Origin of the sequence: Peptoniphilus harei, assembly GCF_016726485.1 — a bacterium.
GTDB classification, from domain to species: Bacteria; Bacillota; Clostridia; order Tissierellales; family Peptoniphilaceae; genus Peptoniphilus_A; species Peptoniphilus_A harei.
On record NZ_CP068103.1, the window covers coordinates 1,650,665 to 1,673,248 of the forward strand.

Annotated in this window: 19 protein-coding genes; 18 read left to right on the forward strand and 1 reads right to left on the reverse strand. The window is 34.0% G+C overall.

Annotated elements, in window-relative coordinates; translation table 11 throughout:
• Window positions 1-90 precede the first annotated feature (90 nt).
• From I6I93_RS07815 to I6I93_RS07880, 14 genes are all read left to right on the forward strand, one after another.
• Window positions 91-1,020, forward strand: a complete 930-nt coding sequence (locus tag I6I93_RS07815) for a Ppx/GppA phosphatase family protein (protein ID WP_236587176.1) — start codon at window positions 91-93, stop codon at window positions 1,018-1,020.
• The gene (gene ppk1, locus I6I93_RS07820) at window positions 998-3,142 is read left to right on the forward strand and encodes a polyphosphate kinase 1 (protein WP_172605472.1); all 2,145 of its coding nucleotides are present in this window, start codon (window positions 998-1,000) and stop codon (window positions 3,140-3,142) included. The genes I6I93_RS07815 and ppk1 overlap by 23 nt, the downstream gene beginning before the upstream one ends.
• 300 nt (window positions 3,143-3,442) lie before the next feature.
• Window positions 3,443-4,123, forward strand: a complete 681-nt coding sequence (locus I6I93_RS07825) for a phosphoribosylaminoimidazolesuccinocarboxamide synthase (RefSeq protein ID WP_070700884.1) — start codon at window positions 3,443-3,445, stop codon at window positions 4,121-4,123.
• A gap of 10 nt (window positions 4,124-4,133) precedes the next feature.
• On the forward strand, window positions 4,134-4,610 hold the full coding sequence (purE, locus tag I6I93_RS07830; RefSeq protein WP_070700886.1) for a 5-(carboxyamino)imidazole ribonucleotide mutase: 477 nt from the start codon (window positions 4,134-4,136) through the stop codon (window positions 4,608-4,610).
• Between the two features lie 11 nt (window positions 4,611-4,621).
• A complete protein-coding gene (gene purM, locus I6I93_RS07835; RefSeq protein WP_112890081.1) occupies window positions 4,622-5,653 on the forward strand; it encodes a phosphoribosylformylglycinamidine cyclo-ligase in 1,032 nt (343 codons plus the stop codon).
• Entirely contained in the window at window positions 5,637-6,239 is a 603-nt protein-coding gene (gene purN, locus I6I93_RS07840; protein ID WP_197720989.1) for a phosphoribosylglycinamide formyltransferase, read from the forward strand. The genes purM and purN overlap by 17 nt, the downstream gene beginning before the upstream one ends.
• Window position 6,240: 1 nt before the next feature.
• Window positions 6,241-7,752, forward strand: coding sequence for a bifunctional phosphoribosylaminoimidazolecarboxamide formyltransferase/IMP cyclohydrolase (gene purH, locus I6I93_RS07845; RefSeq protein WP_112890083.1), 1,512 nt, complete (start codon window positions 6,241-6,243; stop codon window positions 7,750-7,752).
• Window positions 7,753-7,760: 8 nt separating this feature from the next.
• Entirely contained in the window at window positions 7,761-9,005 is a 1,245-nt protein-coding gene (purD, locus tag I6I93_RS07850) for a phosphoribosylamine--glycine ligase (RefSeq protein ID WP_112890084.1), read from the forward strand.
• A gap of 107 nt (window positions 9,006-9,112) precedes the next feature.
• Window positions 9,113-9,784, forward strand: coding sequence for a YoaK family protein (locus tag I6I93_RS07855; RefSeq protein WP_112890085.1), 672 nt, complete (start codon window positions 9,113-9,115; stop codon window positions 9,782-9,784).
• A 193-nt stretch (window positions 9,785-9,977) separates the two neighbouring features.
• The gene (locus I6I93_RS09430) at window positions 9,978-10,115 is read left to right on the forward strand and encodes a hypothetical protein (protein WP_236251347.1); all 138 of its coding nucleotides are present in this window, start codon (window positions 9,978-9,980) and stop codon (window positions 10,113-10,115) included.
• A 390-nt stretch (window positions 10,116-10,505) separates the two neighbouring features.
• Window positions 10,506-11,843: a DUF3798 domain-containing protein gene (locus tag I6I93_RS07865; RefSeq protein WP_112890087.1), complete on the forward strand. Its 1,338-nt coding sequence runs from the start codon at window positions 10,506-10,508 to the stop codon at window positions 11,841-11,843.
• A gap of 109 nt (window positions 11,844-11,952) precedes the next feature.
• Window positions 11,953-13,545: a sugar ABC transporter ATP-binding protein gene (locus I6I93_RS07870; RefSeq protein WP_112890088.1), complete on the forward strand. Its 1,593-nt coding sequence runs from the start codon at window positions 11,953-11,955 to the stop codon at window positions 13,543-13,545.
• Window positions 13,538-14,614, forward strand: a complete 1,077-nt coding sequence (locus I6I93_RS07875) for an ABC transporter permease subunit (RefSeq protein ID WP_070700902.1) — start codon at window positions 13,538-13,540, stop codon at window positions 14,612-14,614. The genes I6I93_RS07870 and I6I93_RS07875 overlap by 8 nt, the downstream gene beginning before the upstream one ends.
• Window positions 14,607-15,749: an ABC transporter permease subunit gene (locus I6I93_RS07880; protein ID WP_112890089.1), complete on the forward strand. Its 1,143-nt coding sequence runs from the start codon at window positions 14,607-14,609 to the stop codon at window positions 15,747-15,749. Before I6I93_RS07875 ends, I6I93_RS07880 begins: the two co-directional genes overlap by 8 nt.
• Before the next feature lie 286 nt (window positions 15,750-16,035).
• Here I6I93_RS07880 and I6I93_RS07885 read toward each other — a convergent pair whose 3' ends face one another.
• Window positions 16,036-16,911, reverse strand: coding sequence for a DUF4300 family protein (locus tag I6I93_RS07885; protein WP_112890090.1), 876 nt, complete (start codon window positions 16,909-16,911; stop codon window positions 16,036-16,038).
• Between the two features lie 236 nt (window positions 16,912-17,147).
• Between I6I93_RS07885 and I6I93_RS07890 the strand changes: the two genes are divergently transcribed.
• The 4 genes from I6I93_RS07890 to I6I93_RS07905 all read left to right on the forward strand — a co-directional run bounded on the left by I6I93_RS07890 (window position 17,148) and on the right by I6I93_RS07905 (window position 22,575).
• Window positions 17,148-17,732 carry a TetR/AcrR family transcriptional regulator gene (locus I6I93_RS07890; RefSeq protein ID WP_112890091.1) on the forward strand — a complete coding sequence of 195 codons (585 nt, stop codon included), beginning with the start codon at window positions 17,148-17,150 and terminating at the stop codon, window positions 17,730-17,732.
• Between the two features lie 9 nt (window positions 17,733-17,741).
• A complete protein-coding gene (locus I6I93_RS07895) occupies window positions 17,742-19,796 on the forward strand; it encodes an efflux RND transporter permease subunit (RefSeq protein ID WP_112890092.1) in 2,055 nt (684 codons plus the stop codon).
• A gap of 20 nt (window positions 19,797-19,816) precedes the next feature.
• Window positions 19,817-22,246: a methyl-accepting chemotaxis protein gene (locus I6I93_RS07900; protein ID WP_112890093.1), complete on the forward strand. Its 2,430-nt coding sequence runs from the start codon at window positions 19,817-19,819 to the stop codon at window positions 22,244-22,246.
• 62 nt (window positions 22,247-22,308) lie between these two features.
• Window positions 22,309-22,575: a GNAT family N-acetyltransferase gene (locus I6I93_RS07905; protein WP_112890094.1), complete on the forward strand. Its 267-nt coding sequence runs from the start codon at window positions 22,309-22,311 to the stop codon at window positions 22,573-22,575.
• The last annotated feature ends 9 nt before the right edge of the window (window positions 22,576-22,584 follow it).

A 22,584-nucleotide genomic window follows, 5' to 3' on the forward strand; every position in this document is an offset into this window, starting at 1 on the left:
ACTAGACAAAAAATTACATACTTTAAAAGAAAAATTTACAAGAATTTTACAATTGAAGTTTAAGATGATTGTGAATGATTATGAGGAAGGATGAGATTATTTATGAGACACGCAATAGTAGATATAGGATCCAACACAATTAGGTTAATCGTCTTTGACGCTCACGAAGAGACTGAAGAATTAAAAAAAGTTATAAATAAAAAATATACTGCTGGACTAATAACTTATGTGCACGATGGCGAACTTTCTGGAAAGGGAATAAAAAAACTTATAAAGACCCTTGCAAGTATAAAAAATATTGTAGAAGAACTAAAGGTTGACACTTTCTCACCCTTTGCTACAGCATCCTTGAGAAATTTAGACAACACTGAGGAAGTCTTGGCAAGAGTCAAGGAAGAACTTGATATTGATATTGACGTCCTAGACCAAGTTGAGGAAGCCTTTCTTGGAAATGTTGGAATAAGAAGTGAAGTAGAAATTGAAAGTGGACTTTCAATAGATATTGGTGGTGCCAGTACAGAAGTTGTTTATTTCGATGAAGAAGGACCTAAGGAATTTCTAAACTTAAATATTGGTTCACTCTTACTTTTTACTGCAAATGTATCGAGAATTTTGCCAAAGAAAAAAGAAATGCGTGCTATTAAAAAGATTGTTCTTCGTGAAATTAATTCTTTTAAATTTTCTACTAAGACAGACAAATTAGTTGGAATTGGTGGATCAATTAGAACTACAGGAAAAATCATTGAAGACCTTTGGGGAGGAGATGACAAATCCTTTAGCTTAGATGACCTTGATAAATTAATGGAACTTATTGAGGACAAGGACACAGATATTATTAGGTCAATCTTGAGCATAAACCCAGCCAGAATCCATACAACTGTACCTGGAATAATAATTTTAAGAACTTTTATGAAAAAGTTTAATATAAATGAGATACAAGTTTCTGGAAATGGACTGAGAGAAGGTTATTTAATTTATAAAGTATTGGGTGGTAATGATGAAATCGTACTTTCAAAATAGAGAATTATCCTGGCTAAGATTTAACGAAAGAGTACTCCTTGAAGCAACTGAAAAAGAAGTCCCTGACCTGGAGAAATTAAAATTTATTAGTATTTTTATTTCAAATTTAGATGAATTTTTTATGGTTAGGGTTGGCTCTCTTCATGACTTATCTTCCTTGAAAAAAGAAGTAAAAGATAACAAGACTGGGATGAATGCAGAAGAGCAAATCCAGGCAATTTTAGAAACTCTTCCAAAAATATATGAAGAGAAGGACGAGATTTTTAAAGAAGTAAGTGAGAGCTTAGATAAGGTAAATATAAGAAACTTATCCTATGAAAATTTGGATAAAAGTCAAAAAGATTTTGTAGATGACTTTTATATTAATAGGATTGATCAACTTGTGTCTCCTCAAATAGTTGATATAAATCATCCATTTCCATTTTTAGAAAATACGAAATTATATGCCATTGCACATCTAGAGAAAAATGGAGAAAAAGTATTTGGTATAGTTCCAGTTAGAAGAACTTATCCAAAATATTTAATCTTGCCAGGAGAAAACTTTGAATATATTTTAATGGAAAATATAATTCTAAATAAAATTGATGAAATTTTTAAGGATTATGAGGTCTTATCAAAAAATATAATTAAGGTAACAAGGAACACCGACTTTGTTGATGACAGGGATACCTGGGAAGAGTTTGACGACTACACTGAATACATGAAGACCATCTTAAAGAAGAGAAAGAGATTAAATGTTGTGAGGTTGGAATCAGAAGGAAGTCTTCAAAAGCCAAGTCTTAAATTTATTTTGAAAAAGTTGGACTTGGATGAGGCTGCATATTTTCCTTCAGACACACCCCTAAATATGAAATATGTCTTTGATTTAATTGATGAAGTGCCAAAGGCTATAAAAAGTGGTCTCCTCTATAAGGAATTAAGACAATACAATCCTAGCGATTTTTCTTCCAGCGTGACAGAAGATATTAGATTGAAAGACAGGATTTTATCTTATCCCTATGATAGCATGGATACCTTTATATCTCTTCTTAAAGAAGCAGCTAATGACCCTGAGTGTAAGTCCATAAAGATAACAATTTATAGGCTGGCAAAAAATTCTAAAGTTGTTCGATACTTAACTGAGGCAGCACAAAATGGAAAAGAAGTCACAGTTTTTGTTGAGATAAAGGCGAGGTTTGACGAAGAATCAAATATAAATTATGCAAATATCCTATATGAAGAAGGCTGCAACATTATCTACGGCTTTAACAAGTACAAAATGCACTCTAAAATTTGCCTAATAACTTACAAGGACAGTGAAAGTGGCAACTTAAATTACATCACACAAATTGGGACGGGAAATTACAATGAATCCACTGCAAAACAATACACTGATTTTGCCCTAATGACTGCCAATAAAGACATAGGACTTGATGCAACAGACTTCTTTAAAAATATGTCCATTGGCAATTTAGATGGGAAGTACAAACATCTTCTACAGTCACCAACAAGCTTAAAGTCAGGACTTATGCATCTTGTAGAAAGAGAAATTGAAAAGGGAGAAAATGGCTACATCCTTTGTAAATTCAATTCTCTAACAGACAAGGACTTTATAGAAAAATTTGTTGAGGCGTCTCAAAAGGGCGTAAAAGTTGATTTAATTATTAGAGGAATCTCTTGCCTTCTCCCTGGTATAGAAGGCAAAAGTGAAAATATAAGTATTAGGTCTATTGTTGGAAGATTTTTAGAACACCCAAGGGTTTATGTCTTTGGAAAGGACAAGAAAGACATGTACATTTCTTCTGCCGATCTTATGACAAGAAACACTGAAAAGAGAGTGGAGATTGCAACACCAGTCTTAGATGAAGAGATTAGAATTAGGATACTAAATTATCTTGAAATACAAATGCAAGATAATGCTGGCGCTAGGACTATGAATAGTGATGGAGAGTATGAAAAAATTGAAATTCAAGGAGAAAGAATTTCATGTCAAAATTACTTTATAAAAAAGTGTGAAGAAAAGAACTTTGCTGCGAGAAGTAAAGTCGAAAAAACAACTATTGATAAAGAAAAAGTTGAAGATGAAAAAATTAACAAAAAGAACTCTTTCTTTGGCAAGATCTTAAAAATTTTCAAAAAATAAAATTTAAAAAAATACACTTTTACTTTTGGAATTCCTTAAAAATTATTGATATATAAGGAATTTAAATTCAGGCTCAAGTTTACAAAAACTATTGACAATTAAAATCTAAATTGATAATATCTAATTGTATGAGAGCTCATATCATGAGTGAAAGTGTGCCTAGGGATCCGGGCTTTGCCAAGGACCGAGCGGTACTGGTACTTTTTTTATAAAGTATCACACCTTAGGGAAAAAAGCCCAGAGGGGTAGGTTTTACGAAATCTGCCTCTTTGGGCTTTATTTAATTTACTGGAGGAAATTATGAAAACTATTTACCAAGGAAAAACTAAGAATGTTTTAGAAGAAGACGGAAGATGTTACCTACAATTTAAGGATGACATGACAGGAACTGACGGAGTTTTTGATACTGGTGGAAACCAAGTAGCTGGTAGTATTGAAGGTGCAGGTAAAGAATGTCTAAAAGTTACTAAATACTTCTTTGAAAAAATCAATGAAGCAGGAATTAACACTCATTACATTTCTTCTGACCTTGACAATAATTTAATGGAAGTAAAAAGAGCAAGTGTATTTGGTAAGGGTCTTGAAGTTATTACAAGATTTAAGGCCGTTGGATCTTTCTACAGGAGATATGGCCTTTATGTAGAAGAAGGTGCTGACCTTCCAGAATATACTGAAATCACTTTAAAAGATGATGGAAGAGACGATCCACTTATTACTAAAGAAGGACTTGTTGCCCTAGGTATCTTAAAAGCTGAAGAATACGACACAATCGTAGAAATGAATAAGAAAATTGCAAATATTGTAAAAGACCTTTTAAAAGAAAAGGGACTAGATCTTTACGATATTAAATTTGAATACGGTAGACTTGAAGGATCAGACGAAATCGTCCTAATCGACGAAGTTAGTGGTGGAAACATGAGAGCTTACCATAATGGAGAATATGTAGAACCTCTTAATGTTTCAAAATATCTAGAAATTTAAGGAGTTAAAAATGAGAGTATCAATTATAATGGGTTCAATTTCTGACAGAGAAATTGCAGACAAGATCGTTGCAAAATTAATGGAATTTGGGATTGAATATGAAGCCAAAGTAATTTCTGCTCACAGAGCCTTAAAAGAGTTACAAGAATATGTAAAAAATGCTGAAGATGAAAGCCAAGTTTTCATTTCAATAGCAGGAAAGGCTGCCCACCTTGGTGGAGTTATAGCAGCTCTTACTACAAGACCTGTTATTGGAGTGCCTGTTAAGAGTTCAACTCTTGATGGACTAGATGCACTTCTTTCCACTGTTCAAATGCCAAGTGGAGTACCTGTTGCTACAGTTGCTATTAATGGTGGAGAAAATGCTGCAATCCTTGCTGCAGAAATTTTGGCTGTATCTGATGACAATTTAAAGGAAAAGCTAAGACAATTTAGGTCTGATATGTCAGAAAAAATTGCAAACACCGAATATATTTACGAAGGATAAAAGGAGCGGAGATGGCAATTAATTATAAGAATGCAGGCGTAGATGTTGATGCCGGTCAAAGAGAAGTTGAATTAATTAAGAGTATTGTTAAAAAAACCCAATCCAAGGATGTTTTATCATCTCTTGGTGGATTTTCTGGTTTATTTAATTTAGACCTTGATGGAATTAAAAATCCTGTACTTTGTAGTGGTACAGATGGTGTTGGTACTAAAGTTATCTTGGCTCACATGCTTGATAAACACGATACTATTGGTATTGACTGTGTGGCAATGTGCGTAAATGATATTTTATGCCAAGGCGCTAAACCACTTTTCTTCTTGGACTATATTGCAACTGGCAAGCTAGTTCCTGAAAAAATGGAAGAAATTGTAAAGGGAGTTGCCGAAGGTTGTATCCAATCTTCAGCATCACTTATTGGTGGAGAAACTGCAGAAATGCCTGGAGTTTACCAAGAAGACCAATATGACCTAGCAGGTTTTGCTGTTGGAGTTGTTGATAAGGACAAAATTATCGACGGATCTAGCATCAAGGAAGGGGACATAGTTTTTGGTCTTTCTTCCAATGGTATCCACTCTAATGGTTATTCACTTGTTAGAAAAATTGTATTTGACCACTGCAAACTTGATTTAAATGAAGAAATTGATGAATTAAATTCTACTCTAGGGGAAGAACTTTTAAAGCCAACAAGAATTTATGTTAAGGAAATTCTTGAGCTTTTGAAAATTGTTGATATTAAGGGAATGAGTCACATAACAGGTGGAGGATTCTACGAAAACATTCCAAGAATGATTCCTGATGGACTTTGTGCAAAGGTTGATGCATCTGTAATCGAAACTCCTGAAATCTTTAAACTTTTAAAGAAGTGGGCAGATCTAAAGGATGAAGACATGTATGCTACCTTCAATATGGGCGTTGGATTTACCCTTGTTGTATCAGAAGAAGACAAAGACAAGGTTGTTGACTTCTTTAAGGATACTGACTTAAAACTTTATGAACTTGGAAAAGTTGTGGCTGGAGAAGATAAAATTGACCTTAGCCTCTAAAAATATTGCAGTTTTAATTTCAGGTGGTGGCACAAATCTACAAGCCATCATTGACAATACAGAAAATAATTATATTAACGGAAAAATAAAAATTGTCATTTCAAATAGAGAAGATGCTTATGGCTTAGTCAGAGCAGAGAAGGCGGGAATACCTGGCTTCTTTATAAAAGATGATGAAGAGCTCATAAACAAGTTAAAAGAATATAAAATTGATTTAATTATTCTGGCAGGATATCTAAAGATCTTGCCAGAAAAAATTACCAAGATTTATGAAAATAAAATAATAAATATACATCCATCACTAATTCCTGCCTTTTGTGGCAGGGGTTACTATGGATTAAAAGTACATGAGGCCGTCATATCAAGGGGTGTTAAATACACTGGTGCCACAACTCATTTTGTAAATGAGGGGGCAGATGAGGGTCCTATTATCATGCAAAGAATTGTTGAAGTTGAAGACGAGAGTCCAGAAGAACTTCAACAAAAGGTTTTAAAGATTGAGCACGAAATTTTGCCTCTTTCTGTAAAATATTTTTGCGAGGATAAGTTAAAAGTTGTTAATGGAAAAGTTGTAATTGGAGGTTAGGATGAGGGCACTTATTTCAGTTTATGACAAAGAAGGAATTGTTGAGTTTGCCAAAGAACTTGTCAATAGAGGTTGGGAAATCATTTCTACTGGTGGTACTTATAAGAAGCTAAAGGATGCAGGAATAGATGTAATATCTGTAGACAAGGTAACTGGTTTTCCAGAAATTTTAGATGGAAGAGTGAAGACTCTTAACCCAAAAATCCACGCAGGCATACTTGCAAGACGTGATTTAAATGAACATATGGAAACTTTAAAGGAAGAAGAAATAGGAACAATTGATATGGTTGTAAATAACCTCTATCCCTTTGAAGAAAAGTTGCTTGAAAAGGCAGACCACGACACTATGATTGAAAATATAGACATTGGTGGGCCATCAATGATTAGGGCAGCTGCCAAAAATTATAAGGACGTCTACATTGTAACTGATCCAGCTGACTATGACAGTGTACTTAACTACATAGATAAGAAGGATCCGAAGTTTAATGAATATCTTGCCAACAAGGCCTTTAGCTACACTGCACACTATGATGCTGTAATTTCAAATTATTTTGCAAAAAGAGAAGGGGATAGATTCCCAAGATATATAAACAAGTCTTATAAGCTTGTTGAAGAGTTGAGATATGGTGAAAATCCTCATCAAAGGGCAGCCTTCTATGAAGATTCTTATACTCCAGACAAAATTGAATACAAGGTTCTTCATGGTAAGCAAGTTTCTTACAACAACTTAAACGACATGTACTCTGCTCTTAATGCAGTGATTAATTTTGATAAGCCAGCAGCTGTTGCTGTTAAGCATACAAATCCTTGTGGAATTGGAATAGGGGATAGTCTTGAAGAAGCCTTTGTAAAGGCCTATGAATGTGATGATGAATCAATTTTTGGTGGAATAATTGCACTTAATAGGGAAGTTGATATAAAAACTGCAGAAAATCTTTCAAAGATTTTCTTGGAAATTGTTGCAGCTCCAAGTTTTTCTAAAGAAGCCTATGACCTTTTAGCTCAAAAGAAAAATATTAGGCTTATAGAAATTCCTGACTTTGAAAAACTTTACGAGCCAGGGTTTAGATTTAAGCAAGTTCTAAATGGAATTATTATCCAAAACTTTGACGACAAAATTTGGGACGAAGACAAACTAGACTTTGTTTCAAATAGGGAGCCAACAGAAAAAGAACTTGAAGAATTAAAATTTGCCTTCACTTGCTGTAAGACAAGTTTCTCAAACTCAGTTGTAATTGCAAAAGATGGTGGAACTCTTGCCCTTGGTCAAGGAGAAACAAAGAGGTCTTGGGCAGTAGAAGAAGCAATTGAAAGAGCTGGAGAAAAAATAAAGGGTGCAGTCCTTGCATCTGATGGATTCTTCTTTAGGGACACAATTGAACTTCTTGATAAGGCAGGAATTGATGTAATAGTTCAACCAGGTGGATCTGTTAAGGACCAAGAAGTTATAGATTATGCAAATGAAAATAATATTTGTCTTGTCTTTACTAATATGAGACATTTTAGACACTAGGAGGCCAAATGAAAGTACTTGTAATTGGAAATGGTGGAAGAGAGCACGCACTTGCATGGAAGCTTAAAGAAAGTAAATCTGTTGATAAAATTTACATGGCAAGGGGCAATGGTGGCACAGGGGATTTTTGCGAAAATTTAGACATTGACCCAACAGATATTGAAAAACTTCTTGCCTTTGCAGTGGAAAATAAGATTGACCTAACAGTTGTGGGACCAGAAGACCCACTATGTGCAGGAATAGTTGATGCCTTTAATGAAAAGGAACTTAGGGTTTTTGGACCAAATAAGTCTTGTGCCAGATTTGAAAAGTCAAAAGAATTTACCAAAATATTTCTAGAAAAATATTCTATTCCAACTGCAAAATATAAGAGCTTTGAATCCTATGATGATGCAGAAAAGAGTCTTGAAGAATTTTCTTATCCTCTAGTTGTCAAGGCAGATGGACTTTGCCTTGGAAAGGGAGTTATAATTTGCCAAGATAGGGATGAGGCTATAGATGCCATTGAAAAAATATTTAAGGACAAGATTTTTGGCGACCAAGGAAACACAGTTGTTATTGAAGAATTCTTGACAGGAGAAGAAGCTTCAGTTCTTTGCCTAGTTTCAGATAACAAGCTATTCCCTCTTGAAAGGGCTAAGGACCACAAGCAAATTTTTGATGGAGACAAGGGACCAAACACTGGCGGAGTGGGAACTTATTCTCCAGTATCAGCAAGCCCTAAACTAGAAGAAAATCTTGAAAAAATTTATAGAAAAATTGAAAAAGGACTTAACGATGAAGATCTTCACTACTCAGGAATCCTCTTTGTTGGATTCATGATAGAAGATGACATGCCTAAGGTTCTTGAATTCAACGTAAGATTTGGAGACCCTGAGACAGAAGTATTGATGCCGAGACTTGATGTCGACCTATATGAACTTTTAAATAAGACAATAGATGGAAAATTAGAAGCAGATGACATTAAGTGGAAGGATGAGACTTGCCTAACAGTCATCATGTGTTCAGGTGGTTATCCAGGATCCTACGAAAAGGGAAAACTCATCGAAGGACTTGATAAGGTTGATGAGGACTTAATAGTCTTTCACAATGGAACTAAAAAAACTGATGGACTTTACACAAATGGTGGAAGAGTCCTATCAATTACAGCCTTAGGTAAAGATTTAGAAGAAGCTCGCAAGAAAGCCTACGACAATGTAGAAAAAATTTCATTCCAAGGAGCTTACTACAGAAAAGACATTGGGACAAAATAAATTTTTTCATAAATATTTATAATTAAATTTACAGGTGGTTGAAATCAATCACCTGTTTTTCATTGCAGAAAATTATTTTTGTATTAGACTATATATTGGTGGTTAAAATGAAATTAAAATCTTATGAAAATTTACACGAAACATTTTTGGTTATAGTTTTTATTACCTTGGCAGGTGGCTTTCAAGATGCCTACTCCTATCTAATGAGGGGGAAAGTTTTCGCCAATGCACAAACGGGAAATATAGTTCTCTTATTCAAAAACATAGTAGACTTGAATTTTAAAGAATCCTTGGCATACTTAATCCCAGTCCTATCCTTTGCTCTTGGAGTCTATGTTGCAGTCAGGTTTGAAGATGCAATTGAAAAAAGAGTCCTCCACTGGCGTCAATATATAATTGGATTTGAAATAATAATTATGATTCTAGTGGCCATGATTCCAGAAAGTTTAAATAATTTGGCTAATGCCCTTTTATCCTTTTCTTGTGCCATGCAAGTTTATTCCTTTAAAAAAATTTATGGACTTAACTTTGCCACAACTATGTGCATAGGGAACCTAAGATCAGCAACAGAAAATCTTTCTAAGTATCATATAACTAAGCAAGATGTTTATCTTGAAAATGCAAAAAAATATTACACAGTTATCCTTATCTTTGGATTGGGAGCAGCACTTGGCTACTTGACTTCTAAAGGCTTGGGAATTAAATCAATATTAATTGCAGCTGGACTTTTGACAATTTCCTTTTTTATTCTATTTCTAGAAGAAGGTTTAAAGTCTTAAGTTTATGAAATTTATAAAACTAAGTTTATTAAAGATCTATTAATATTTATTCAAAAATTGTTTATAATCAAAAAAAGATTCTAAGTTATATACTATTTCACAAATATGATATATTAGAGGATTAAAACCAAGAGAGGCCTTAAGAGATAAGAGACTTTTTGTTAACTCTATTAACTATAAAGCCATTGACAGATTGAGAAGAGGCCTTAAGCTAGCAGCGAAGTCTCAAGACAATATTTTTGAAACATTTGAGATGATAAATGACGAACATAATATTATTGGAGTCCAATGGAATATTGAAACTTTATTTTATGTGATGAAGCTAGTATAAACTTGTTTATAAATTTTATAAGAAGAAGTGAAAATTAATTTTAAGTCTGAGTTTTTAAACTCAGGCTTTTTTTGAATTGAGAACACTTTAGACTGATAGGGGTTAAAATGAACAAAGGATTATACTTTTAAAAAATTCTAAAAATTATTTTATAAAATTTTACTACAAACATGAAAGTTTTTAAAACTATAATATAGTAATGCAAAGGCTTATGAGACTTTTATAAAACATTAAAATTTTAGAAGAGATAATCTAATTGTAAAAATATTGTATTTTTAATTTACAAAACATGAAAATTAATTCATATTTACATTGTATTTTGCCATTTAATGTGATAAAATCTCTTTAATTTATAAACCAATATTAAATAAATTAGAAGAGGTGTAAAAAATGAAAAAATTTAAAGGGTTTATGGGTATCATGCTTGTAATGCTTATGGCATTGGCATTCACTGGTTGTCAAAAAGTTGACAACGGAGCTGCAAAGGATGAAGGAGAAGCTTCCACAACTGCAGATGCAGGTCAAAAAGCAAAGTTTGAAACTCTAAAAGAAGGCGAAGAATATCACATAGGAATTGTTACTGGTACAGTATCTCAAGCTGAAGATGAGTTCCGTGCTGCTGAAAAGGCAATTGAACTTTATGGTTCTGCTGATGAAGGTGGAGTTATTAAACACGATACTTATCCAGACAGATTTGAAGCTGAACAAGAAACTACAATTTCTAAAATTGTAGCTATGGCAGACGATCCTCTAATGAGAGCAGTTATTGTTAACCAATCAGTTCCAGGAACTGTTGCTGCTTTTAACCAAATTAGAGAAAAAAGACCTGATATCCTTCTTGTAAACTTAGTTGCTCAAGAAGATACAGTAATGGTAGAAAATGCATCTGACCTTGTAATGGATGCCGACAACGTATCAAGAGGATACAGAATTATAGCGGCTGCTAAGGAAATGGGAGCTACTAAATTTGCTCACATCACATTCCCAAGACACATGTCTATTGAACTTCTAGCTCTTAGACGTGCAATCATGGAAGAAGCTTGTAAGGACCTAGGACTTGAATTTATTTCATTAAACGCACCAGATCCTACAACTGATATTGGTGTTCCAGGAGCACAACAATATATAGCAGAAAATATCCAACCTTGGATTGACAAATACGGTAAAGACACTGCTTTCTTCTGTACAAATGACGCCCACACTGAACCACTTCTTAGAGGTGTTGCAGCTGGTGGAGCAATCTTTGTAGAACAAGACTTACCATCTCCAATTATGGGTTATCCTAAGGCATTCTCAGTAGACATCCAAGATATGGCTGGAGACTGGAAGGCAATTAACGAAGCTGTTGAAAAGGCAGTTATCGAAAAAGGTGGCGACAAGAGAATGGGTACTTGGGCATACTCTCTAGGTTATTCACTAACTCTTGGTGCTGTTGACCACGTAATGGAAGTTCTTAAGGGTGAAGGCGAACTTCTTAACCAAGAACAAATTCTTGCTGCTATTCAAAACTACACTGAAGGTGCAAACTGGATGGCTGAAAACTATATAGACAGAGCTACTGGAGAAACTAAAGAAAACCACTTCTTACTAGCTCAAGACACTTATGTATATGGTAGAGGTTACCTAGGTATGGATAAGGTTGACGTTCCTGAAAAATATCTAAACCTAAATGTTGACTTAGACGCTATTAAGGAAGCACAAGAATCAGCAGAAGGACAAGCTGAATAAAATAATATTTATATATTATTAATTAATAAGTAAATATCTTATTGAACAAATTAAAGTCAACGGGCTACCGTTGATTTTAATTTTATATTATGAAGATGGAGGGATTTTGTTGACAAACAGTTTACTTGAAGTCAAGAATGTCAGCAAGAGTTTTGGCGAAAATACCGTCTTAAAGGATGTTAACTTCTCTCTCAATAGGGGAGAAATCTTGGGACTTGTTGGAGAAAATGGTGCCGGCAAGTCAACTCTAATGAATATAATTTTTGGAATGGAAGTTATAAGAGAGACAGGCGGTTATAACGGTGAAATTTATTTTGACGGAAAATTAATTGACTTTAAAAACCCAATTGACGCCTTAAATGCAGGTATAGGAATGGTACATCAAGAATTTAGTTTGATCCCTGGATTCACTGTTGCAGAAAATATTACTCTAGATATGGAAGAAACCAACTCTTCTGTAATATCAAAAGTTTTTGGTAAAAAATTAGAAAGTATTGATGCAAAGGAAAATTTAAAAATTGCAGGTAAGTCATTGGATACTTTAGAGGTTAAAATTGATACTAATGCTCTTGTGTCTGAAATGCCTGTAGGCCACAAGCAATTCATTGAAATTGCAAGGGAAATGACAAGAAAAGATGTTAAATTAATTATTATGGATGAGCCGACAGCAGTTCTTACTGAGACTGAAGCTAATAACTTAACAGACTCTTTGAGGACATTGGCAAATCTTGGAATTTCTATAATTTTCATCACTCATAGACTTCGTGAAATCACTAGTGTTTGTAATCAAGTTGTTGTCCTAAGAGATGGTGAAATAATAGAAGATAGAAAAAATGAAAACCTATCTATTGAAGAAATAGCCGAATGGATGGTTGGAAGAGATGGAGAAAAGAAGCTAGCTAAAGAAAGACTTGCTAAGAACCTAGATTCCAATGACCATATTATGGAAATTGAACATCTATGGGTGGATATGCCAGGTGAAGCTGTATATGATGTTAATCTTTCAGTTGTTAGGGGTGAAATCCTAGGTATTGCTGGTCTTGCTGGTCAAGGAAAGCTTGGTATACCTAATGGGATCCTTGGAACTTATCCTGTAGGTGGTAAAATCACATACAATGGAAAAGAATTAAAACTTGGAGATACCCTAGATATTTTAAGAAATAAGATTGCCTTTGTATCAGAAGATAGAAGGGGAGTTGGACTTCTGCTAGAAGAACCAATATTTTGGAATATAGCCTTTAATGCAATGCAGGTTCAAGAGAAATTCATTAAAAAGATTTTAGGTTTCAAATTTAGGGATGAAGCAAAGATGAGAGAATTATCTGATGAATATATAAAATCTCTTGCCATAAAGACTACGGGATCTCACCAAAAGGCAGGTAACCTATCTGGTGGTAACCAACAAAAAGTTTGTCTAGCCAAGGCCTTTGCCATGGAACCAGACCTTCTATTTGTATCAGAGCCTACTAGGGGTATTGATATAGGTGCTAAAGAACTTGTTCTTGATGCCTTAAAGGAATCTAATGAAAAAGACGATACAACAATTGTTATGGTTTCATCAGAACTTGAAGAACTTAGAAGTATTTGTGACAGGATAGCTGTTATATGTGAAGGTAAAATCGCTGGCATCTTACCAGCAAGTGCAGATCCTACAAACTTTGGACTTCTAATGAGTGGGGAAGGAGAGCTTGGAAATGACTAAAAAGAAAAGTTTAATACAACAAATTGGAATACCAAGGCTTATTATTGCAGTTTTCTTGTTAATATTATTCATTGCTGCTCCCTTTGCTGGTGTTTCTCTTAGAGACTCAGCACAAAACGTTCTTTCAAGATTTGGAATGTTCTCAGTTTTAGTCTTATCTCTAGTGCCTATGGTGCAATCTGGATGTGGACTTAACTTTGGTATCCCAATTGGAGTTGTTGCAGGAATCTTAGGAGGAGTAACATCTATTGAATTTGGTTTCAAAGGTTTTGCAGGAATCTTTATTGCAATGATATTCGCTGCTCTTATTGCTATAGTATTTGGATTTTTCTACGGAATTTTATTAAATAGGATTAAGGGCGATGAGATGCTTATTGCTACTTATGTAGGTTATTCTTTCACAGCCTTTATGTGTATAGCTTATTTGATTCTTCCATATAAGAATCCTGTTTCTGTACTAAGTTATTCTGGTAGGGGACTTTCACAACAAGTTCCAGTTGCAGACTATTGGATGAAGTCCAAGGTATTAGAAAATGGAACAAGAATAACAGAAGGTCTTTTAAACAACTTCTTATCTATCAGCATACTTGGAGTTAGGATTCCAGTGGGAATGTTTTTAATTTTTGCTCTTATGGCCTTTATTGTTTGGGCCTTCTTTAAGACAAAGACTGGTACAGCAATGACAGCTGTTGGTTCTAACCCAGAATATGCAAGAGCATCTGGAATTAATATTAACAGGGTGAGGTTAGTTTCTGTAATATTCTCTACAGTACTTGCTGCAGTTGGAATTATTATCTACCAACAATCCTATGGTTTTATCCAACTTTATCAAGCGCCACTTGCCTTTACCTTCCAAACAGTAGCAGCCCTACTAATTGGTGGTGCAAGTATTAACAAGGCATCTATTCCAAATGTTATAATTGGTACATTTTTATTCCAAGGTGTAATTACACTTACTCCTACTGTTATAAATGGTGCACTAAATATAGATATTTCAGAAATACTAAGAATGATAATCACAAATGGAATGATAATTTACGCACTTACAAGGAGGAGTAAAGATGAATAAAAAATTTAATTCTAAAGAATTTTTATACAGATTTATGGTTCCAATTTTGTTTATAATTATTGTTGTGGCTGGACTTATAATTGCCAAACCACCACTTTCTTATATAACAAATGAGCTTTCAAAGAGAATGGTAAGAAATACCTTCTTAGTACTTTCTCTTATCATTCCAATTATAGCTGGTATGGGAATCAACTTTGGTATCCCTCTAGGAGCTATGGCAGGACAAATAGGAATTATCTTTGCCCAAGACTGGGGATTCACTGGAGCGACAGGACTTCTTATAGCAGCTCTAATCGGTACTCCAATTGCAATCCTACTTGGACAATTCTCAGGTAGAGTTCTTAATAGGGCCAGAGGTAGAGAAATGATCACATCAATGATGCTTGCTTTCTTTATCCTTGGTTGGTACATGTTATTCTTACTTTACTTCTGCGGAACTATAATTCCAATGAGAACTAAGTCCATGGTCCTTTCAGCAGGTTACGGTATTAAAAACTCTATTACCCTAGCATCTGCTCAAGGTTTTGACAACATTCTAAAGTTCAGGATCAACATTCCTATAACTGCTAAGCACCAAATTCTTTTTGATGTTCCAGTAGTTACTCTTGCAATAATCGGTCTACTTTGCCTATTTATCGTTTGGTTTAGAAATACAAAACTTGGCCACGATATGAAGGCAGTTGGACAAGATCAATTTGTTGCACAAAACGCGGGAATGAATTCAGATAAGATAAGAATTGCATCAATTGTTATGTCAACAGTTCTTGCTTGCTACGGACAAATTATATATTTACAAAACATTGGTACTCTTGCAACTTATGCAGGTCAAGACCAAGCAGCACTTTATGCAGCAGCATCAATCCTTGTTGGTGGTGCATCTGTATCAAAGGCTTCAATACCAAATGTTATCTTAGGTACAGCCCTTTTCCACTTAATGTTTATAGTTCTTCCACAAGCGGGAAGAGTTTTAACAGGAGATGCTATGATGGGTGAATACTTCAGAACATTTATCTCTTACGGAGTTGTAACTCTTGCACTTATCCTTCACGCTTTCGAAAGAAAGAGAGAGCTTGATGCAAATAGGTTAAAGTTAAGAGAAGACAAGATAAAAGATGGAAATAAAGTAGCAGAATAAAAATAAATTATGCAAAAGAAAATTGCTCCACATAATAGTGGGGCAATTTTTTGTGTAAATTTTTAAAACTATGAATTTGAATTTAAATTAAACTCAAAGAAAAGTCTTAAGTTAATTTTAAATTATAAAGTGATTTCAAAATTATAAACAAGTAAAATTTATAAATTAGTTTATAAAACAAAAGCAGTTAAAAATTATAGATTGATAAAAACATGTTTTTTAATTTTACAGATTAAATAAAAATTATTAATTTAAAAAATATATTTTTAAAAATACTTGTAATAAATTATATTTCTACATATTTATTATTTTCCATAATAAAGGGAGGAGCAACCTCTGGATCAAGATAGTCCCTGTACTTTTCTTTCAAATACATATAGGCATCTTCCTTCTTAGAGAACTTTATTGCTTGGTAGGGCTCTTCAAAAGAAATCTTTTCTAAAAATAAATAGCCATCATCTAAAGGAAGGAGGACTCCAACGTGACCAATAAATAGGTAGTCGCCATCTAAGTTGTCGTGAAGTACTACTGAGACCATGCTGGCAGTCCTTGGAAAGTCAACTTTTGACAAAAATTCTTCCATTACCTTGGCATGAATTTTTGGGTCTTTAGAAGATGAAGTCTTTACTCTTGAAAATAATTTATAAAAATTTTCTAAGTCCTCATTATTAAATAAATTTAAATTTTTTAAGGCTTCCTTATCCATGAAAAGCATCTCATCATCAATATCCATATCATATTTTATGGACAAGTCATCTTTTAATAGTAAAAAAGAATTTATCCTGCAATTTGTGTCAGGATACTTGTGGCTTATGGAAGATCTCTTGTCTATAATTTCTCCAGTCTTATCTATCTTAGAAGCCCTTTCAAAGTCACCACTAAGCAAATTTTTTGAGATTTCTTTGTTGTAGTCCTTAACAAGATTAGCGAAAGATTCTGCAACATTTTTATCTAAATTCTTTTCTATAGTAGACCTAACAAGATCAAGTGAAGTGTCATTATTCATATTTGATATGAGATAATCTTTCTGTTCATTTTTATCAAGTTCACTTACTTCAATCTTAGTCTTATTATCTTCAATTTTATTATCTTTATTTTTATTTCCACATCCTGAAGCTATAAGAGTCAGACATGTGAGAATTATTAGTGATTTTACTTTCATTTTTCCTCCAAAAAATATTTTCTCTGCTATTATACAATAGAAATTTAAAATTGAAATTTAAAAATAAAAAATAATTTAAAATTGAAAATATAATATAAATATCAGGCCCTTATCCCAGGGTCATTTTTAAAAATAAAAATAAAAAAAACTTGAACTTTGTTCAGAAAAGTATTATTATATCTTTTGCAAAGATGAACAACGTTCAGTTATTAATAAAAGTTTAGAAGGAGGTAAAAATGACGTCTCAAGATAAAAGAAAAGAGAAAGAAAATAAAATCTCAGAAGCTGCTATGTCTTCCTTTAGAGAAAAGGGGATAGAAGTTACTTCTATTAGAGATATTATGAGCAGGACTGACTTAGGCCTGGGAACTTTTTATCTTTACTTTAGAGATAAAAAAGATCTGGAGCAAAGAATAGTCCTAGATATAATGACGGAGCTCTTTTATGAAGCTGAGTCCACTTGTGTGGATAGTGATCCCAAGAAGAGATATATTTCATTTATAAATTATATAATTGATCACTTAGTTGAGGATCCTCTTGAGTTGCAACTTTTTTCAAACAACTTAAACTGGGCTCTTTATGCAAAGATAGAAAATGATGATAGGTATAAAGAAACGGACAATAACCTTCAATTTATTTTAAATAAATATTCAAGTTTATTTAATGATGAGTTATCAGAGTCTGAAAGATTATTTATCTTGTCATTAACTATTCAGATAGTTCTTTCAACTTGTGAATCAGCCTTAATGCCAGACTCAGTTCTTGATATTGAAGAAATGAAGCCTGCTTTGTACAAAATCGTAGACAGAATATTTAGATAAAGGAGTAGAATGAAAAAATTTACAAAATTTATTTCACACAGACCTAAATTTATACTCTTAGTCATGACCTTACTTTTGATTCCCTCATTTATAGGTTACAAGCTGACTGGAGTAAACTATGACATCTTGTCCTACTTGCCTCAAGACTTAAAGTCAACCCAAGGTCAAAAAATCTTGGATGAAGACTTTAAAAATGCGGCCACAGGTATGTTAATTTTAGAGGGAAGCGACCATGATGCAGAGGTCTTGCGAGAGAAAATACTTGAGATAGACGGGGTTGAAGATGTAATTTCAAAATCTTCTACTGTAGGAGATATGATTCCCAGCGGATTTTTACCAGATGAGGTAAAAGATATTTTTTATGCTGATGGATCCACTCTTATGATAGTAAAGTTTAGTGAATCATCATCTTCCTTGACCACAATGTCAGCTATAGATGAAATTAGAAAGATTGAGTCAAATCAAAAATACCTAAGTGGGATTTCTTCACTTGTTAAGGATACCAAGGATTTAATTGACAAGGAAACACCAATATATGTTGGACTTGCAGTTGTTCTTGGACTAATAATTTTGTCCTTAACAAATGAATCGACTATAGTTCCCTTTGTATTCATGCTCACAATAGGTTATGCAGTCTTGTATAACTTTGGGACAAATATATTCCTGGGAGAGATTTCTTACATTACCAAGGCCATAGCAGCTGTTTTGCAGCTTGCTGTTACCATGGACTATTCAATCTTTCTTTACCACAGGTATGTTGAAGAAAAAAAATATTACGATACAAAATATGACGCTATGGATGTTGCAATCCAAGAGACAATTTCATCTCTTTTTGCATCATCACTTACTACTTTTGCAGGATTTATTGTCCTAATAGCAATGAGATTGGGCTTAGGTAAGGATATTGGTCTTGTTATGAGTAAAGGGGTCCTAATTGGCCTAATCTCAACTGTAACAGTCCTTCCAGCAATGCTTCTCATGGTTGAAAATTTAGTAAACAAATACAACCACAAGGTTATGCTGCCAAGTTTTGATAAATTATCAGACTTTAACATTAGGCACAAGAAGACCCTTTTCCTTGTTGCTATAGGATTATTTATTCCAGCAATTTATGGATCATTGAACACAAAGCTCTACTACAACTTAGACAGGTCCTTGCCTCAAGACCTAGATTCCATAGTGGCCCTCAACAAGATGAAGAAGGACTACAACATGGCAAGTACCCACTTTATAGTAGTAAAAGATGATTTATCAAATTCTAATCTAGAAGGTTTAATCAGTGACCTAAAGGGAATTGAAGGTATAAACTCTGTTTTAAGTGTAAGTTCAGTAACGGGGGTCACTGTTCCTAGCGAATTCTTGCCAGACAAACTTCAAGATAACTTTAGCAAGAATGGTTACCAAATGATCATGGCAAACTCTGAGTTTCAAACAGCATCACCTGAAGTGAAAAGACAAGTTGCACAAATGAAAGAAGTAATAAATGAACATGACGAGGAAGGTTACCTAACTGGTGAAGCGGTTTTAACGGATGACTTAACAGTAATATCTGACAGGGACTTTAAAATAGTAAATATTATTTCTATTTCAGTAGTATTTTTAATTATTGCCCTTGTATTAAAGTCTATTGGCTTTCCAATAGTTTTAATTGGAGCAATTGAACTTGCCATACAAATAAACATGGGAATTCCTTTTTACTTCAACCACACAATACCATTTATTACATCTATAATAATTGGGGTTATTCAGCTTGGATCAACTATAGATTATTCAATACTTTTGACAGATAGGTTTTTAGCAGAATACAAAAAGTCCAAGGACGTAGACGGATCTTTAAAAATTGCTGTTAAAGAAACTTCAAAATCAATTGTAACTTCAGCCCTATCTTTTATGGCGGCAACAATTGGTGTAGGTATCTATTCTAAGATGGAAATTGTATCAACAATTTGTACTTTTTTAGCAAGGGGTGCCATTATAAGTATGCTTGTAATCATACTTTTACTACCTGCTATTATTTCAATTAGTTTTCCTTTCATTAAGAAGACTACAAAAAACTTAGATTAAATTATTAAAAGGAGAGAAAAATGAATAAAAATTTTCAAAAGGGAGTTATTTCCCTTGTCCTATCTTCTATGATATTAACTAATACTGCCTTTGCAGCATCAGAAATTATAAATAAAAGTGAAACAGTTTATGTCCTAAAGAAGGATGATAAAATTACAGATAAGACTGTTTCAGTTTGGCTAAACTCTGAAGATAATATTAAGGGAAAGGACAAGTCAAACTTAAAAAATGTAAAGAACTTAAAGACAGATGAAATGATAAAAAATGATTCAGGATATATTTATTGGGACGAAGATGTTAAGGACATCTACTACCAAGGTAAGAGTGAAAAAGACCTTCCAATAGATGTAAAGATCGATTACTATCTTGACGGAGAAAAAATCGAAAACTCTGATTTAAAGGGTAAGTCTGGTCACTTAAAAGTTGTCCTATCAGCAGAAAATAAAAACTATGCTATAAAGAGAATTGCTGGCAAAAAGCAAAGAGTATATGCACCCTATACCCTAATGGCAGCTATGGCCTTTCCACAAGAAGTAGCTTCTAATATTGAAACAGATGATGCAAAAGTGGCAAAAGATGGAAAAAATGAAATGGTGACAACAATTTTAACACCAGGCCTAAGAGAAAACTTTGAAACTATTCTAGAAGAAAGGCAAATGGAAGACTTCAAGAGCCAGGCAACAATAGAAATGGACGTTAAGGACTACAAACCTGTTGAAGCATATATTGTTATTTCCAATGAACTATTCCAAAACGAAGCTGACCTAGATACTATTGACAAGTTAAGAGATGGAATTAAGGAACTAGAAGATAATTCAAAAAAATTGGTAGATGCTTCTTCAAAATTATCTGATGCCCAAGGCGAATTAAATGACGGTATCTCAGAAATGGGAGATGGATCTGTTAAATTAAAGGACGGTTCCAAGGAACTTTATGAAAAGTCTGGAGAGTTTGAAGACAAAATTGATGAAGTTATTGATAAGGTTGAACCGATTCCAGGTGCAGCACAAGAAATGTATGAAGGTGGAAGCAAATTAACTTCTGGTATCACTGACTACACTTCTGCAGTTGGCAAGATGAATGAAAAAACTGGAGAAATGAAAGATGGGGCAAGAAAGCTTCACGATGGTTCAGTGGAACTTGACAATGGAATTGGAAAATTAAAAGACGCAACAACACAACTTAGAGAAGGTTCAAGCAAGCTTAGCAAGATTGATGAGATGAAGGAAGAAGCCTTAAAGAAACTATCTGAATTAAAAGCTGGGATAGAAAAACTATCAGCTGGTGCAGACAAGGTTGATGCTGGTGCAAGTAAGGCACTTGAAAGCTCAAAGGAGCTTGCAGCAGGTCAAGATAAGTTTAATAGCAACTTCCAACAATTAAATGATAAGGTTCAAGGAATGAAGGCCCCAGATCTTTCTGGTCTTGAAAATATAAATGTTGAAGGAGACCTTCAAAAGATTGGCGCATCTGCCCAAAGTATTGGAGGTTCAGCCCAAGAGATTGAACAAGTAATAGGAATGCTTAGTCAAATTCAAGATCCAGAATCACAAGCTATAGCTTTCCAAGCAATTACTAAACTTGGTGGAGCAGCAAGAAATATTGGTAAAAACGCACAAACAATTGGTGGATCAGCACAAAACGCTGGAGCACAACTTCAAGCTTTAAAGGGTTTAAGTGGAATGGCAGGGCAACTACAAGGCCTTGATGAGCTAAAGGGGGGCATGAATCAACTAGCTGCTGCATCTGAAAAATTAAATGCAGGTACAAGTCAGCTTCCTGGAGGACTTGAACAACTCCAAGCAGGAACATCAGAACTTGCAAGTGGTGCAAGACAAATTGATGGAGAACTTGGAAAGGCAATGACTGAAGCAGCATCAAAACTTGACACATCACAACTTATGAAGCTTTCTGACTCACTTGTAAAACTTGATGATGCAACTACAAAATTAAAAGATGGCTCATCAAAACTAAGAGAGGGAACAGGAGAAAGTGAAGAAGCTGTAAATAAATTTACAGATGCAATAACAGAACTTGACTCCAACTCAGGCAAGTTAAATGACGGTGCAAGTGATTTAACAAGTGGTCTTTTAGAATTTAGAGATAAATCTAAGGACTTCAAAGAATTCCCAAGACTTAAGACAGAGGGAATTGTGCCAATGAGGGATGGAATAAAAAAACTTGACGATGGTATCATTGATTTAAGTGCTGGGGCCTTTAAACTAAAAGATGGAAGCAACCTAATTGACGATAACATGAGAATCTTCGCAGAAAAGCTTCAAGAATTTAAACAAAAGGGAATTGACGAGCTTGACAGAAAGACAGAAGAACTTCCAGAATTTAAAGAAACTGTAGACGCCATGTTAGAACTTTCAAAAGGCGACAACTCCTTCACAGGAACTAATGAAGGTTTTGATACAAAATACAGAATCATTGAAAAAATAAAATAAGAGTGAACTTTTATTTTAAATGGGTAAGTAATTTACAAGAACGTTTAAAATAGGAGGTTATTATGGAAGTTAAAAAAGGTAGAAACTGTTATTATATAGGCGAAGACGAAAATAATTACAAGGGAATCTTGACTTACGAAGATAAGGGCGATGTAATTGATGCCCAACACACTATTGTGAAACCAGAATTTGGTGGACAAGGACTAGCAGGTGAACTTGTAAAACAACTTGTGGAAGATGCAAGAAAAGAAAATAAAAAGATTTTAGGAACTTGTTCTTACGTAGAAAAGAAACTTGAGTCAAGTGACTATGATGATGTAAGAGCATAAAAAAAGAAG

Excerpts from the sequence above, each read along its gene's own strand:
- I6I93_RS07815 (WP_236587176.1), top strand. The coding sequence starts at position 91 with ATGAGATTATTTATGAGACACGCAATAGTAGATATAGGATCCAACACA.
- ppk1 (WP_172605472.1), top strand. The coding sequence starts at position 998 with ATGAAATCGTACTTTCAAAATAGAGAATTATCCTGGCTAAGATTTAAC.
- I6I93_RS07825 (WP_070700884.1), top strand. The coding sequence starts at position 3,443 with ATGAAAACTATTTACCAAGGAAAAACTAAGAATGTTTTAGAAGAAGAC.
- purE (WP_070700886.1), top strand. The coding sequence starts at position 4,134 with ATGAGAGTATCAATTATAATGGGTTCAATTTCTGACAGAGAAATTGCA.
- purM (WP_112890081.1), top strand. The coding sequence starts at position 4,622 with ATGGCAATTAATTATAAGAATGCAGGCGTAGATGTTGATGCCGGTCAA.
- purH (WP_112890083.1), top strand. The coding sequence starts at position 6,241 with ATGAGGGCACTTATTTCAGTTTATGACAAAGAAGGAATTGTTGAGTTT.
- purD (WP_112890084.1), top strand. The coding sequence starts at position 7,761 with ATGAAAGTACTTGTAATTGGAAATGGTGGAAGAGAGCACGCACTTGCA.
- I6I93_RS07855 (WP_112890085.1), top strand. The coding sequence starts at position 9,113 with ATGAAATTAAAATCTTATGAAAATTTACACGAAACATTTTTGGTTATA.
- I6I93_RS07865 (WP_112890087.1), top strand. The coding sequence starts at position 10,506 with ATGAAAAAATTTAAAGGGTTTATGGGTATCATGCTTGTAATGCTTATG.
- I6I93_RS07875 (WP_070700902.1), top strand. The coding sequence starts at position 13,538 with ATGACTAAAAAGAAAAGTTTAATACAACAAATTGGAATACCAAGGCTT.
- I6I93_RS07880 (WP_112890089.1), top strand. The coding sequence starts at position 14,607 with ATGAATAAAAAATTTAATTCTAAAGAATTTTTATACAGATTTATGGTT.
- I6I93_RS07885 (WP_112890090.1), bottom strand. The coding sequence starts at position 16,911 with ATGAAAGTAAAATCACTAATAATTCTCACATGTCTGACTCTTATAGCT.
- I6I93_RS07890 (WP_112890091.1), top strand. The coding sequence starts at position 17,148 with ATGACGTCTCAAGATAAAAGAAAAGAGAAAGAAAATAAAATCTCAGAA.
- I6I93_RS07895 (WP_112890092.1), top strand. The coding sequence starts at position 17,742 with ATGAAAAAATTTACAAAATTTATTTCACACAGACCTAAATTTATACTC.
- I6I93_RS07900 (WP_112890093.1), top strand. The coding sequence starts at position 19,817 with ATGAATAAAAATTTTCAAAAGGGAGTTATTTCCCTTGTCCTATCTTCT.
- I6I93_RS07905 (WP_112890094.1), top strand. The coding sequence starts at position 22,309 with ATGGAAGTTAAAAAAGGTAGAAACTGTTATTATATAGGCGAAGACGAA.